Raw genomic sequence first — 13015 nt, 5'->3', positions numbered from 1 at the left:
CTTAATTTAGACTCTTTTTAAAAACTTAAACTGATACTTAATCAATATCTTCTAAAACATTAACATCAACTGTTCCTGTAATAGTAAGTTCATTATCAGAATCATTATTACTTCCATTCACCACAAAAGAATAATCAAATCTCAATCTATTTGTAGTATCATTAAAACTATAATTTGTAACTGACACATTACTTATTCCGTAAGTTACAGGATCATATAATCTGAAATAATCATTCAATAAAAAATAAGTATAATCATCTGAAATTACAGCATATTCTTGTATATCAAAATCATGTAATGTTACAGTTTCTGTTGGCAAACCTGCATCTGTAACATTTAATTCAAACTCCACATACGTTTCTTGGTAAGTATCATCTGGCGCACTTAAAAAACGAGCTACATAAAAATCTAAATCATCTCCACTTCTATACATTGAGTTATAATCATCAACATAAGCAACTGAAGTAAATTTAAAGACTTCAGAATTCGTAAATGGTAAACCATCAGGTCTTGTTCCATCTAAAGACATAGAAATTGAACCGTACTTTGTTAATTCAGAGAAACCTTCTCCGTCTTTACCGTCTTCACCATCACAACTTGTGATGAAAAAAGAAGCAATAACTAAAGCAATAATTTTAGTTGAGTTTTTTAAAAATTTTTTCATTATATTTGTTTTATAGTTATACTATTAAAGTTACAAAAAAAATGTTAAAAAAACATAATGTTTTAAGAAAAATTTTATTTCACTTCCTTGACTCCTTTTATAAACAACCATTTTACAAATAGTTTTTCGCCTTCATTCGTTTTAACTGCTTGGTATTTTGGAGCAATTAGTAATGAAATCATAAATGCTGTTCCAGCAATCCATAAACCAACTAAATTGGTGAAATTCATAACTAATAAATACGTTGGCACATAAATCCCTGTAAATCCTAAAAAGTTATATAAAAGGGCTTTAGTTGTCTTACTCATATCTTTTAATCTTCATCATTGTTCATATACTTTCCTTTTTTACTACCAGCATACATTTCATATTTAACTAAACGAGCTTCTAACTTACCGTTGAAAAGTTTAATTTTTCTTGAAGGACGCAATCCTACAAACTTCAATGCATCTAAATTTGCTGTAATAAACCAAGCATTAGTATCAGAATAACCTTGTTTTAAAGTATCACCAATTTCTCTGTAAAAACGCTCCATATCAATATCTAAACGTTCTCCGTAAGGTGGATTGAAAACCATATGTAAAGGTCCGTCTGTTTCTTTTTCCGTTTCAAAAAAGTTGGCTTGTTTTATAGTAATGTATTCTGCCAAATTAGCATTTTCTATATTATCCTTTGCCTTAGAAACAGCACTTGGTGCTTTATCATAACCTGTAATACTATAATGAAACTCGCGTGTTTTTTTCAATAATGATTCTAAAATATTATCAAATAATTGACTGTCCCAATCATTCCATTTTTCAAAAGCGAATTCTTTTCTATTAATATTTGCTGGAATATTACAAGCAATCATTGCTGCTTCAGCCAAAATAGTTCCACTACCACACATTGGATCAATAAAATGAGAAGTTCCATCCCAACCAGAAAGCATCAGCATACCTGCTGCTAAAACTTCATTAATTGGAGCAATATTTGTAGCTGTTTTATAACCTCTTCTGTGTAAAGATTCACCCGATGTATCTAATGAAACTGTAACTTGATCTCTATCTATATGTACATGAATTCTTAAATCTGGAAAATCTTTATCTACACTTGGTCTTTTTCCTTGATTATCTCTAAACTGGTCTACAATAGCGTCTTTCGATTTTAAAGCAACGTATTGACTATGGTTAAAATGATCTGAATGTAAAGTAGTATCAATTAAAAACGATTGGTGTGCCGAAAAATAATCAGACCAGTCAATCGATTGAATTCCTTTATACAAAGCTACATCGTTAACAGCTTTAAATGTTTTAATGGGTTTTAATATTTTTAAAGCAGTACGCAATCCTAAATTTGCCTTGTACATAAAACCTTTGTCTCCCATAAAAGTAACTACACGAACTCCTTGTTCTACTTTTTGAGCACCAAGTTGTGTTAATTCTTTCGCTAATAATTCTTCAAATCCAAATAAGGTTTTGGCAACCATTTTAAAATTTTCCATCTTCAAAATTCAATTTCAATTGCAAAAACCAATTGCAAAAGTGTAAAATGTTCTTAAAACCAAAATCTAAAAGCCTAAAAATTGGAATTAAAGTGCAAAAATACACTAAATTTGCAACTTAAATCAATTTGAAGAGTAACTTAATGTCAACAATCAACAATCAACAATCTGAAATTAACAATCAACAATCAAATAGTTGGTTTGCTTCATGGTTTGATACACCTTATTACCATATTCTATATAAAGATAGAGATTATGAAGAGGCGCAACAGTTTATGGACAACCTTACTCATTATTTAAATTTACCTGAAGAAGCTAAAATATTAGATTTAGCTTGTGGTAAAGGTCGACATTCTATTTATTTAAATTCGCTCGGTTTTGATGTAACTGGTTCTGATTTATCTGAAAATAGCATCAAAGAAGCTTCAAAAGATGCAAATGACACTTTACATTTTAAAGTGCACGATATGCGCGATTCTTTTGAAGAAAAATACGATGCAATCTTTAATCTTTTTACCAGTTTTGGTTACTTTGAAAACGATGCAGATAATCTTAAAACCTTAATTTCAATCAAAGAAAGCCTTACCGAATATGGTTTTGCAGTGATTGATTTTATGAATGTGGATTTTGTAATTGACAATTTGGTTCCATCAGAAATTAAAACAGTTGAAGGAATTGATTTCCATATCAAAAGATATGTAAAAGACAATCATATATTTAAAGAAATAGATTTTGAAGACAAAGGAGAAAAATTTCACTTTACCGAAAAAGTTCAAGCGCTTCGATTGGCTGATTTTGAAGCCATGATGGAAGAAGCAGGTATTTTTCTTTTAGATGTTTTTGGCGATTATAAATTAAGAACATTCTACAAAAATCAATCAGAACGTTTAATAATGATTTTCAAATAATGATCAATTCAATATATATACTTCCTTTATTATCCGTAATTTTAGGTTACGTTATTGCAATTTTCTTTCGTCCAAAAAGCAAAAAGAATTTAAAATTACTATTAGCCTTCAGTGGTGCTTTTTTATTGTCTCTTACAGTAATGCATTTATTACCTGAAGTATATGAGGCCGACTTACACCATGAGGCTGAGCACCATCATCATCATTCAAGTGCAATAGGCATTTATATTATGATTGGAATTGTGTTCCAAATCATTTTAGAATATTTCTCAAAAGGAGCTGAACACGGACACGTTCACGGCCATGATAAAATGGAAACTATTCCGTGGTTATTGTTTTTCAGCTTGTGTTTACACGCACTTTTAGAAGGAATGCCAATTAGCAATCATAATCATTTAGCTTATGGAATTGCAATACACCACTTCCCTATTGCAATTATTTTAACAACGTTCTTTAGTAATGCAATGCTAAACAAAAAAGCCATTTTCTTTTTTATGATTGTTTTTGCATTCATGACACCATTAGGAACTATTTTATCTGAAAGTTTACCCTTTTTAAAAGAATATTATGCACAAATTTCAGGAATCGTTATTGGTATTTTATTCCACATTTCATCAACTATAATTTTTGAAAGTAGTGAAGGTCATAAATTCAATTTAGCCAAACTTACAGTTATAGTTTTAGGAATTGTAATGGCTTATTTTATATAGATTTCTTGGGCGTTTCCTCCATTTCATTTCGGTCGGGCTTTCGGCTGCACACGGTGCTTGCCTCTATCCCTAACGCAAAAGAAAGTATTATTAAATCAAAATTGATAAATCATCATTACTTAAATCAAAAAACTTTGTAACTTAGCTACTTTGTTACTCAATACTAAAATGGATTTTACCAAGACAACCGAACAAGCTTCCAATTACCAACATTTAGAAAAAATGTCGGTCAATGAGTTGTTACAAAACATTAATAAGGAAGATAAAACGGTTCCTTTTGCAGTTGAAAAAGCCTTACCACAAATAGAAAAATTGGTTACTCAAATTGTAACTAAAATGAAACAAGGAGGTAGACTATTTTATATAGGCGCTGGAACATCGGGAAGGCTTGGTGTTGTTGATGCTTCAGAATGTCCACCTACGTTTGGTGTTGCTTTTGACACGGTAATTGGTTTAATTGCTGGCGGTGACGAAGCTATTCGTAGAGCAGTTGAAAATGCAGAAGACAATACTGAACAAGCTTGGATTGATTTAGAATCATGTTTAATTACAAATAAAGATGTTGTTGTAGGTATTGCTGCATCAGGAACAACTCCTTATGTTATAGGTGGATTAAAAAAATGCAACGAAAACAATATTATTACTGGTTGTATTACTTGCAATGAAGGAAGTCCGTTAGCTAAAGTCGCTCAATTTCCAATTGAAGTTGTTGTGGGTCCAGAATTTGTAACTGGTAGTAGCCGAATGAAAGCAGGAACAGCACAAAAACTTGTACTTAATATGCTTTCAACAGCAACCATGATTCAACTAGGTAAAGTAAAAGGCAATAAAATGGTCGACATGCAATTGAGCAACGACAAATTAGTTGACCGAGGAATTAAAATGATTATGGAAGAAATTCCGGTTACCTATGAAATGGGAGGAATATTATTAAAAAAATACGGAAGCGTTAGAAATGCAATATTAAATTATAAAACATAAAACCACAAAACTATTAAACTATGAAAGCATTAATTTTAACTTTTGGATTATTATTTACAAGTTTACTTTTTTCACAAGAAATATCAACTGAAAACAAAAAATACTATGTAGACGGAATTCACGTTTACAAACATGAAATAAAAACTGTTTTAGCTGCAAATCCAGCTGCGCTAAACTTATTTAACAAAGCAAAAAGAAAAGAAACTTGGGGTGGCGTTTTAATAGGTAGTGGTATTGCTTTATGTGTTGCAGACGCAGTTAAAGGTGCAGTTTCTGATGAAACTTATCCATCTGTTTTAACCTATACTGGTATTGGGCTTGTTGCAGTTTCAATTCCAATTATGTCTGGTAAAAATAAAATGAGAACAGAAAGTATTGAAATGTACAATAACGGATTAGAGCCTAAAGCAAAAACATTAGGTTATAATTTCAACATGAACTTTATCACCAATCAAAACGGAATAGGGTTAAATATTACTTTTTAATGCCAACAAATAAAAAAATATTACTTAAAGGAATTCAGTTTTTATCAGGAGCTTTACCTCTTTTGTTTATGGGACCAGTAGTAATTAATAGTTCCTTTAAAAATAAAGAAAACCCTTTATATCCTTTTATTTTAGGGTTAGGTATTTTTCTTTGTGCTGCGGCTATTTTTTGCATGTTTAAAGGAATCAATTTAATCATGAAAAGTTTGTTTGATGGAAACAAGTAATATTTATTTAGTTAGTGTAAAAAAGCAAATGCTGTATTACAAAACAGTAGCTGAAAAAGCCATTGAGCAATTAGAAGCAGAACAATTATTCATTTCAGTAAATGAAGACACAAATTCTATTGCTACTATTATGAATCATATGGTAGGAAATATGTTATCTCGCTGGACAGATTTTCTTACTTCTGATGGAGAAAAAGAATGGCGCACTCGCGATGCTGAGTTTGAAAACCCTACCATGACTAAAGAAGAACTTTTGAATAATTGGAACAAAGGTTGGGATTGTTTTTTTAACGCAATTAACGAATTAAAACCAGAGCAACTATCACAAATTATTTACATTCGAAACGAAGGGCAAACCGCTTTAGACGCTATAAATAGACAGCTTGCTCATTATCCTTATCATATAGGTCAAATTGTTTTTTACGCTAAAATGCTTAAAAAAACGGAATGGAATAGTTTATCAATTCCAAAAAACAAATCAAACGAGTACAATGCTGATAAATTTTCAAAAGAAAAAACCAACAAGCATTTTACAGATGATGAATTAAAGAAACTACAATAACAAGATCAATTTTAAAACAAATTATGTTCTTCATAAAAAAAACCTTAACGAATTCCTTAGTATTAATTACCCTTTTATTAATGACTTCTTGTTACCAACAAGAGCGAAATTGTAAAGACTTCAAAACAGGTAAATTTGAATCAGAAATTACAATTGATGGAGTAAAACATACTTCAACTTTTGAGCGTAATGATTCTATTCAAATTGAAACATATGACGGAACAATTGACACATTTGAAATTAGATGGATTAATGATTGTGAGTATGTTATGAAAAATAGCAACCCAAAAAATATGGCCGAACGTAAAGCAGTTTCAATGAAAATCTTAACAACAAAAGAAAACACTTATGTTTTTGAGTATAATTATGTAGGAGATACTAATAAACAAAAAGGAACTGTAACAAAACTTTGATATATTGATAATTGATAATTGATAATTGATAATTGATAATTGATAATTGATAATTGATAATTGATAATTGATAATTGATAATTGATAATTGATAATTGTAAAATAAAAAAATCAAACAAATAACCTAATTTAAAAAATGGAAATTTTCTTAGACCCAAATGCTTGGATTGCACTTTTAACATTAACTTTTTTAGAAATTGTTTTAGGTATTGATAATATCATATTTATTTCAATTGTAACGGGTAAATTACCTGAAGAAAAAAGAAAAAAAGCAACACAAATAGGTTTATTCTTAGCCATGTTTATGCGTATTGCATTATTATTTGGTGTTACTTTATTAATTGCCATGAAAGAACCTTTTTTCTCTGTTGATTGGGGATTTTTTAGTGCTGACTTTACCGGACAAGCTATAATCCTTTTAGTAGGTGGATTATTCTTAATTTATAAGAGCACTAAAGAAATTCATGAAAAAGTAGATCATCCTGATGAGGAAGAAAAAGAAATGGAAACAAGAAGCACTTCAGCTTCTTTTGGAAATGTATTATTTCAAATACTAATGATTGACATAATATTTTCTGTAGATAGTATATTAACTGCTGTTGGTATGACAAATGGTATTGAAGGCGCATTAATTATTATGATTACAGCTGTTGTAATCTCTGTAGGAATTATGATGTTATTTGCAGTTCCAGTTGGAAAATTCGTAAATGCAAACCCTTCTATTCAAATTTTAGGATTGGCTTTCTTAATCTTAATTGGATTTATGTTAATTACTGAAAGTATGCACTTATCTAATTCTCAACTTGCCGGGCAACATGTAGGAGCTGTTCCAAAAGGCTATTTGTACTTTGCTATTGCATTTTCACTTGCTGTAGAATTTTTAAACATGAAAATGAGAAGAAAAAAATAAATAAAATATAATACATAAAAAAATCCCAATCTAATGATTGGGATTTTTTATTACTCAAAACTCAAACCTATTTGACCATCATCTTCTAAGTCCGTTTTTATATCATCTGAGACTGATTCTTCATCCGTAACTTCCATTTTTTCTGGTTCTAGCTCTTTTGGTTCTTCAAACGGTAAAGGCTCTAATAAATTTATTTGTTTTACTTTATCAGTAGTTAATTGGTTACCCAATGCTTTTATTCCTTTTACAGCTATAAAATCTTCCAAATTTACTTGAATAGTTTCTTTTTGCTCTCCTTTTACTTTAGCAAAAACAACCTCAGCCATTGGTAACCAATCTGTAGAAACAATTTCTAATTGCGATTTTTCATGTTCTGATATAAAAATTTCTTCTTTGTTTTCATTTTCAACCAAGAAACGCTTCACGTAATAACGTTCTTTTTCTCCGTCAAAATAAATAGCAGAAATTGGCTTACTAGGTTTCCATTTTTCCAAAACAATCATATCTTCATCGAAATGCGTTGTAAGCTCAGGAATTATAGTTTTCAACTTCCCAGATTGATTTATAATCAACAATCTATCATTTGGTTTAAACTCGCCCAACAATTCACCTCTACCGTCAGTATTCAAACGTTGAACGGTATCATCAAACCAAATTTTTCGTGGTCTCAATGTTGAAATTCCTTTTTCTTTTAAATCAATTTTCTTAATTGGATATTTAGAAACTGTATTTCCTTTTGAACTTCTACCTTTAATTAAAATTTCAGAAAAATCCATATCCCATTTCAACTTCTTCACGCTTCCTACTTGTCGTAATAAAATGGTAACTACCTCAGCTTCTCCATTTGGATTAGAAGAGAAATATAAAATTTGTGAACTAGGTTTCTCTTGTGTTAAATGATATTCTTTATCACGCGTAATACTCGAAACATTGAAACGTTTTACAAACGAAGCACCCGATTTTCCATCGCGATAAATAACATTATAAATGGTACGTTTATCGTTTTTATCGAAAATTGCAACGTGAATAATGTCTTTACCAATGAATTTCTTATCGTCAACTTTAGTAATAACCATTCGCCCATCACGAAGGAAAACAATTACGTCATCAATATCTGAACAATCGGCAACGTATTCATCTTTTTTCAATCCGGTACCTATGAAACCTTCTTCCCTATTCATATACAGTTTTGTATTACGCAACGCTACTTTTGTAGCTTCAATCGTATCAAAACTTCTCAATTCGGTTTGGCGCTCTCTTCCTTTTCCGTACTTTTCTTTTAAAGTGGTAAAAAAGGCAATAGCGAAATCAATAATATGTGCTAAATCGTGTTTAATTCGTTCCATTTCAGCTTCCAACTTCGCAATAGCGTCGTCTGCTTTATCAGAATCGAAACGCGTAATACGAATCATTGGTATTTGCGTCAGTTTTTGTAAATCATCATCATGAATATCACGAACTAATGACTTTCTAAACGGTTCAAATTTCTTGTATAAATATTCATAAAGACTTTCTCTATCTGAATATAATTTGAAGTCGATGTACATTTCTTCTCTAATAAAAATCTTTTCTAAAGTAGAGAAATGCCATTTGTTTTCTAATTCGTCTAACTGAATTTCTAATTCGCGTTTTAGTAAATCAACCGTTCTATTGGTCGAAATTTTCAACATATCAGAAACCCCAATAAACAACGGTTTGTTGTTTTCAATCACACAACCTAAAGGCGCAACCGAAGTTTCACAAGCCGTAAAAGCATATAATGCATCAATTGTTTTATCTGGCGAAACACCAGAAGGCAAATGAATTAAAATTTCAACCTCTGCAGCTGTATTGTCTTCAATTTTTTTGACTTTAATTTTTCCTTTATCATTTGCTTTCAAAATACTATCAATCAAAGTTGATGTATTGGTAGAAAACGGAATTTGAGTTATGACTAAAGTCGATTTGTCTAACTGACTTATTTTAGCACGAACACGCACACGTCCGCCTCGTAAACCATCGTTATAGTTCGAAACATCTGCAATACCAGCCGTTGGAAAATCAGGATATAAAGTAAAAGGCTTTCCTTTTAATATTTTTATAGAACTGTCTATAAGTTCGTTGAAATTGTGTGGCAGTACTTTGGTAGACAAACCTACTGCAATACCTTCCGCTCCTTGTGCTAAAAGCAATGGAAATTTAACTGGTAAATTAATAGGTTCTGCACGACGACCATCGTATGAAGTTCCCCATTCGGTAATTTTAGGAGAATATAAAATATCGTGACCTAACTTAGAAATACGTGCTTCAATATAACGAGAAGCAGCAGCAGAATCTCCCGTAAGGATATTTCCCCAGTTACCTTGCATATCAATCAATAAGTCTTTTTGACCTATTTGCACCATTGCATCACCAATACTCGCATCACCATGAGGATGATACTGCATAGTGTGACCTACGATATTTGCTACTTTGTTGTAACGACCATCGTCTAACTCTTTCATGGAATGCATAATACGACGTTGAACCGGTTTAAAACCATCTTCAATTGCCGGAACTGCTCTTTCTAGGATTACATAAGAAGCATAATCCAAAAACCATTCTTTGTACATACCGGTTACTTTTGTAATGGTATCTTCTGGGTTTTCGTTATTCTCGTAAAAATGATGTCCTGATGTTTTTATATCATCAAAACCTTCATTTGAATTTGATTCAATTGAATTATCGTCTTGCTCTTCAGGGTTTATGTTTTCTTCGTCTTCGTTCATTTATTTTTTTGGTTTACGGTTAACAGTTACAAATTGACAGAAAACTGTACACTTAAAACTGTAAGCTGTGAACTACTCTTTATCAATTACATCTAATTCCACTTTCAAATTATTGATGATGAACTCTTGTCTGTCGGGTGTATTTTTACCCATATAGAATTCCAATAATTTTTCAATCGTTGTTCCTTTATCTAACATTACAGGATCTAATCGAATATCTTCGCCAATGAAAAACTTAAATTCATCGGGTGAAATTTCTCCAAGTCCTTTAAATCGAGTAATTTCTGGTTTTGGTTTTAGTTTTTCAATAGCATTTACTCGCTCTTCATCACTATAACAATAAATGGTTTCCTTTTTATTTCGTACACGGAACAATGGCGTTTGTAAAATATACAAATGTCCGTCTTTGATTAACTCTGGAAAAAATTGCAAGAAAAACGTAATCAATAACAAACGAATGTGCATTCCATCGACATCGGCATCTGTTGCGATAACGATATTATTGTAACGCAAATCGCCCATATCTTCTTCAATGTTAAGCGCCGCTTGCAATAAGTTGAATTCTTCGTTTTCGTACACAATCTTTTTAGACATTCCGTACGAATTTAAAGGCTTACCACGTAAACTAAAAACCGCTTGTGTATTTACATCACGACTTTTAGTAATTGAACCCGAAGCTGAATCTCCCTCGGTAATAAAAAGTGTGCTTTCCAAACTTCTTGGATTTTTGGCATCTGTTAAATGTACACGGCAATCGCGTAATTTTTTGTTATGTAAATTAGCTTTCTTCGCTCTATCTTTAGCCAACTTACGAATGCCAGATAATTCTTTACGTTCGCGCTCTGCTTGTAAAATTTTACGTTGTAAAGCTTCGGCAACTTCAGGATTTTTATGCAAGAAATTGTCGAGTTTTACTTTGATAAAGTCATTTACGAAAGTTCGAACCGTTGGACCATCTGGACCAATATCGGTAGAACCTAATTTGGTTTTGGTTTGCGATTCAAAAACAGGTTCTTCAACCTTAACCGAAACTGCAGAAACTATCGATTTACGAATATCTGAAGCTTCAAAATTCTTATTGTAAAATTCTTTAATTGCTTTTACAATTGCTTCACGAAAAGCACTTAAATGCGTTCCACCTTGAGTAGTGTTTTGTCCGTTTACAAAAGAATGGTATTCTTCTGAGTATTGCGTTTTACTATGCGTAATGGCTACTTCAATATCATCCCCTTCAAGATGAATAATTGGGTAAACCATATCTTCTTCCGAAATGTTTTCGTCTAGTAAATCTTTTAATCCGTTTTCTGAAACATATTTCTCACCGTTATAAACAATCGTTAAACCACGATTTAAGTAACAGTAATTTTTAAGCATTTTAATGATGTACTCATTACGATACTTATAATTTTTAAAAATTAATTCATCGGCAATGAAAGAAACCTTTGTTCCTTTACGTTTTGTAGTTTCTGTAACTTCTTCATCTAAGGTTAAATTACCTGCTGAAAATTCGGCTGCTTTTTGTTGGTTATCACGAACCGATTCTACACGAAAGTAATTAGAAAGTGCGTTTACGGCTTTTGTACCTACTCCATTTAATCCTACCGATTTTTTGAAGGCTTTAGAGTCGTACTTACCACCGGTATTCATTTTAGAAACTACATCGACCACTTTACCTAATGGAATTCCACGACCATAATCGCGAACGGTAACCATTTTTTCTTTTATGGTTACTTCAATAGTTTTACCAGCTCCCATAACGAATTCATCGATACAGTTATCCATAACTTCTTTAAGAAGAATATAAATACCATCATCTGGTGACGAACCGTCTCCTAACTTTCCAATGTACATTCCGGGACGCATACGGATGTGCTCTTTCCAATCGAGCGAACGTATATTGTCTTCGGTATATTGATTTTGCTCTAACATAAACAGTTTTCGGATTTTGTGCTAATATAAAGGAATTACATAAAAAATGAAAGCCTGTTATAAAGAAGTTATTGACAAGTTTTTAAGAGTTTTAAGTTAAGATGAAAGAAAAAAGAAGATAGAGAAAAGACTCTTTATTTTTTAGTTATATTTGTTGTAAATACTTACAAATGATTATAAGCGTTTGTTTGTGAAATATATAAACAAGTTAGCAGTAACCATCAGAAACATATGTCAATAAAAGTCAAAACTCGAAAGATATTATGGTCCAAATCTGGAAACAGATGTGCTATTTGCAAAAAACATTTGGTACAGAAATTTGATATTACTGATGCGAATTTTATTGTAGGTGAAGAATGTCACATTATTTCTTCAAAAGAAAATGGCCCAAGAGGAAAAGTCACAAAATTGAGCGATTATGATGATAACAGTAATCTAATTTTACTTTGCGCAAATGACCATAAATTAATTGATGATTTTCCTGAAACGTTCACATATGAGATATTGGTAAATCTCAAAAAAAATCATGAAAAATGGATTGAAAATGCAATCGAAAAAGATTTACAAGAATATTTAAGAAGTACTAATAATTTAGAAATTCTAGATGAGATAAAAAATCATGTACAATTAGATATAATAATAAAAAATACTCATTTTCACTTCTTTGACTCAAGTTCAATAACTGATACAAATTTGTCTATTGAAGTAAGCGAATTTTTCGATAATCTAAGAGATTTATCAGACATATATTCAGATATAGAGATTGCGGACAAAACAAAATATTTAATTGACCATATAAAGCAGATAAATAAATTTAATGAATCCGGAATACGCTTTTTTGGTAAAGACTTAATTCGAGAATATAAGTTTTTAAATAATCCAAAAGAGAATTACAAGGTAGCAATGATTGTGGCATTTAATCCAGAGATAAAACCTGAATCAATTAAAAACGAAAAATTGACAGTAAAAATTCCTGATGATTTTGTTCCAACATTTTAA

14 protein-coding genes are annotated in these 13015 nt (G+C 31.1%); 9 read left to right on the top strand and 5 right to left on the bottom strand.

What is annotated here, in order from left to right; all coding sequences use genetic code 11:
- Positions 1-37: 37 nt before the first annotated feature.
- The 3 genes from OLM55_RS07020 to OLM55_RS07010 all read right to left on the bottom strand — a co-directional run bounded on the left by OLM55_RS07020 (position 38) and on the right by OLM55_RS07010 (position 2144).
- Positions 38-664, bottom strand: a complete 627-nt coding sequence (locus tag OLM55_RS07020; protein ID WP_264558203.1) for a hypothetical protein — start codon at positions 662-664, stop codon at positions 38-40.
- A 74-nt stretch (positions 665-738) separates the two neighbouring features.
- Positions 739-972 (bottom strand): hypothetical protein, encoded by a 234-nt coding sequence (locus tag OLM55_RS07015; protein ID WP_264558202.1) that lies wholly within the window; start codon positions 970-972, stop codon positions 739-741.
- A gap of 5 nt (positions 973-977) precedes the next feature.
- Complete coding sequence (locus OLM55_RS07010; protein WP_264558201.1) at positions 978-2144, bottom strand: THUMP domain-containing class I SAM-dependent RNA methyltransferase; 1167 nt, start codon at positions 2142-2144, stop codon at positions 978-980.
- Positions 2145-2287: 143 nt separating this feature from the next.
- Here OLM55_RS07010 and OLM55_RS07005 point away from each other — a divergent pair, with 143 nt between their 5' ends.
- The 8 genes from OLM55_RS07005 (at position 2288) to OLM55_RS06970 (ending at position 7340) form a co-directional block, all read left to right on the top strand.
- The gene (locus OLM55_RS07005; protein ID WP_264558200.1) at positions 2288-3052 is read left to right on the top strand and encodes an SAM-dependent methyltransferase; all 765 of its coding nucleotides are present in this window, start codon (positions 2288-2290) and stop codon (positions 3050-3052) included.
- Entirely contained in the window at positions 3052-3762 is a 711-nt protein-coding gene (locus tag OLM55_RS07000) for a ZIP family metal transporter (protein ID WP_264558199.1), read from the top strand. The genes OLM55_RS07005 and OLM55_RS07000 overlap by 1 nt, the downstream gene beginning before the upstream one ends.
- A 168-nt stretch (positions 3763-3930) precedes the next feature.
- The gene (gene murQ / locus OLM55_RS06995; protein WP_264558198.1) at positions 3931-4743 is read left to right on the top strand and encodes an N-acetylmuramic acid 6-phosphate etherase; all 813 of its coding nucleotides are present in this window, start codon (positions 3931-3933) and stop codon (positions 4741-4743) included.
- A gap of 20 nt (positions 4744-4763) precedes the next feature.
- On the top strand, positions 4764-5228 hold the full coding sequence (locus OLM55_RS06990; protein ID WP_264558197.1) for a hypothetical protein: 465 nt from the start codon (positions 4764-4766) through the stop codon (positions 5226-5228).
- Positions 5228-5455 (top strand): DUF6095 family protein, encoded by a 228-nt coding sequence (locus tag OLM55_RS06985; protein WP_264558196.1) that lies wholly within the window; start codon positions 5228-5230, stop codon positions 5453-5455. Before OLM55_RS06990 ends, OLM55_RS06985 begins: the two co-directional genes overlap by 1 nt.
- The gene (locus OLM55_RS06980; RefSeq protein WP_264558195.1) at positions 5442-6017 is read left to right on the top strand and encodes a DUF1572 domain-containing protein; all 576 of its coding nucleotides are present in this window, start codon (positions 5442-5444) and stop codon (positions 6015-6017) included. The genes OLM55_RS06985 and OLM55_RS06980 overlap by 14 nt, the downstream gene beginning before the upstream one ends.
- A gap of 23 nt (positions 6018-6040) precedes the next feature.
- Complete coding sequence (locus OLM55_RS06975) at positions 6041-6430, top strand: DNA topoisomerase IV (RefSeq protein ID WP_264558194.1); 390 nt, start codon at positions 6041-6043, stop codon at positions 6428-6430.
- 136 nt (positions 6431-6566) lie between these two features.
- A complete protein-coding gene (locus tag OLM55_RS06970) occupies positions 6567-7340 on the top strand; it encodes a TerC family protein (RefSeq protein WP_264558193.1) in 774 nt (257 codons plus the stop codon).
- 50 nt (positions 7341-7390) lie between these two features.
- Here the strand turns inward: OLM55_RS06970 and OLM55_RS06965 are convergent, their stop codons facing one another.
- Both OLM55_RS06965 and OLM55_RS06960 read right to left on the bottom strand, forming a co-directional pair.
- Positions 7391-10087 (bottom strand): DNA gyrase/topoisomerase IV subunit A, encoded by a 2697-nt coding sequence (locus OLM55_RS06965; protein ID WP_264558192.1) that lies wholly within the window; start codon positions 10085-10087, stop codon positions 7391-7393.
- A 72-nt stretch (positions 10088-10159) separates the two neighbouring features.
- Entirely contained in the window at positions 10160-12016 is a 1857-nt protein-coding gene (locus OLM55_RS06960; RefSeq protein ID WP_264558191.1) for a DNA topoisomerase IV subunit B, read from the bottom strand.
- A gap of 231 nt (positions 12017-12247) precedes the next feature.
- On the opposite strand from OLM55_RS06960, the gene OLM55_RS06955 reads away from it, so the two are divergent.
- Positions 12248-13015 (top strand): HNH endonuclease, encoded by a 768-nt coding sequence (locus OLM55_RS06955; protein WP_264558190.1) that lies wholly within the window; start codon positions 12248-12250, stop codon positions 13013-13015.

This window comes from Flavobacterium sp. N2270 (assembly GCF_025947225.1).
Taxonomy (GTDB): domain Bacteria; phylum Bacteroidota; class Bacteroidia; order Flavobacteriales; family Flavobacteriaceae; genus Flavobacterium.
The sequence above is the reverse complement of the archived record's forward strand: the minus strand, read 5'-3'. Positions and strand labels throughout refer to the sequence as shown.

What these genes read in the sequence shown, in the direction of transcription:
- OLM55_RS07020 (WP_264558203.1), bottom strand. Translation starts at nt 664, where the DNA reads ATGAAAAAATTTTTAAAAAACTCAACTAAAATTATTGCTTTAGTTATT.
- OLM55_RS07015 (WP_264558202.1), bottom strand. Translation starts at nt 972, where the DNA reads ATGAGTAAGACAACTAAAGCCCTTTTATATAACTTTTTAGGATTTACA.
- OLM55_RS07010 (WP_264558201.1), bottom strand. Translation starts at nt 2,144, where the DNA reads ATGGAAAATTTTAAAATGGTTGCCAAAACCTTATTTGGATTTGAAGAA.
- OLM55_RS07005 (WP_264558200.1), top strand. Translation starts at nt 2,288, where the DNA reads ATGTCAACAATCAACAATCAACAATCTGAAATTAACAATCAACAATCA.
- OLM55_RS07000 (WP_264558199.1), top strand. Translation starts at nt 3,052, where the DNA reads ATGATCAATTCAATATATATACTTCCTTTATTATCCGTAATTTTAGGT.
- murQ (WP_264558198.1), top strand. Translation starts at nt 3,931, where the DNA reads ATGGATTTTACCAAGACAACCGAACAAGCTTCCAATTACCAACATTTA.
- OLM55_RS06990 (WP_264558197.1), top strand. Translation starts at nt 4,764, where the DNA reads ATGAAAGCATTAATTTTAACTTTTGGATTATTATTTACAAGTTTACTT.
- OLM55_RS06985 (WP_264558196.1), top strand. Translation starts at nt 5,228, where the DNA reads ATGCCAACAAATAAAAAAATATTACTTAAAGGAATTCAGTTTTTATCA.
- OLM55_RS06980 (WP_264558195.1), top strand. Translation starts at nt 5,442, where the DNA reads ATGGAAACAAGTAATATTTATTTAGTTAGTGTAAAAAAGCAAATGCTG.
- OLM55_RS06975 (WP_264558194.1), top strand. Translation starts at nt 6,041, where the DNA reads ATGTTCTTCATAAAAAAAACCTTAACGAATTCCTTAGTATTAATTACC.
- OLM55_RS06970 (WP_264558193.1), top strand. Translation starts at nt 6,567, where the DNA reads ATGGAAATTTTCTTAGACCCAAATGCTTGGATTGCACTTTTAACATTA.
- OLM55_RS06965 (WP_264558192.1), bottom strand. Translation starts at nt 10,087, where the DNA reads ATGAACGAAGACGAAGAAAACATAAACCCTGAAGAGCAAGACGATAAT.
- OLM55_RS06960 (WP_264558191.1), bottom strand. Translation starts at nt 12,016, where the DNA reads ATGTTAGAGCAAAATCAATATACCGAAGACAATATACGTTCGCTCGAT.
- OLM55_RS06955 (WP_264558190.1), top strand. Translation starts at nt 12,248, where the DNA reads ATGTCAATAAAAGTCAAAACTCGAAAGATATTATGGTCCAAATCTGGA.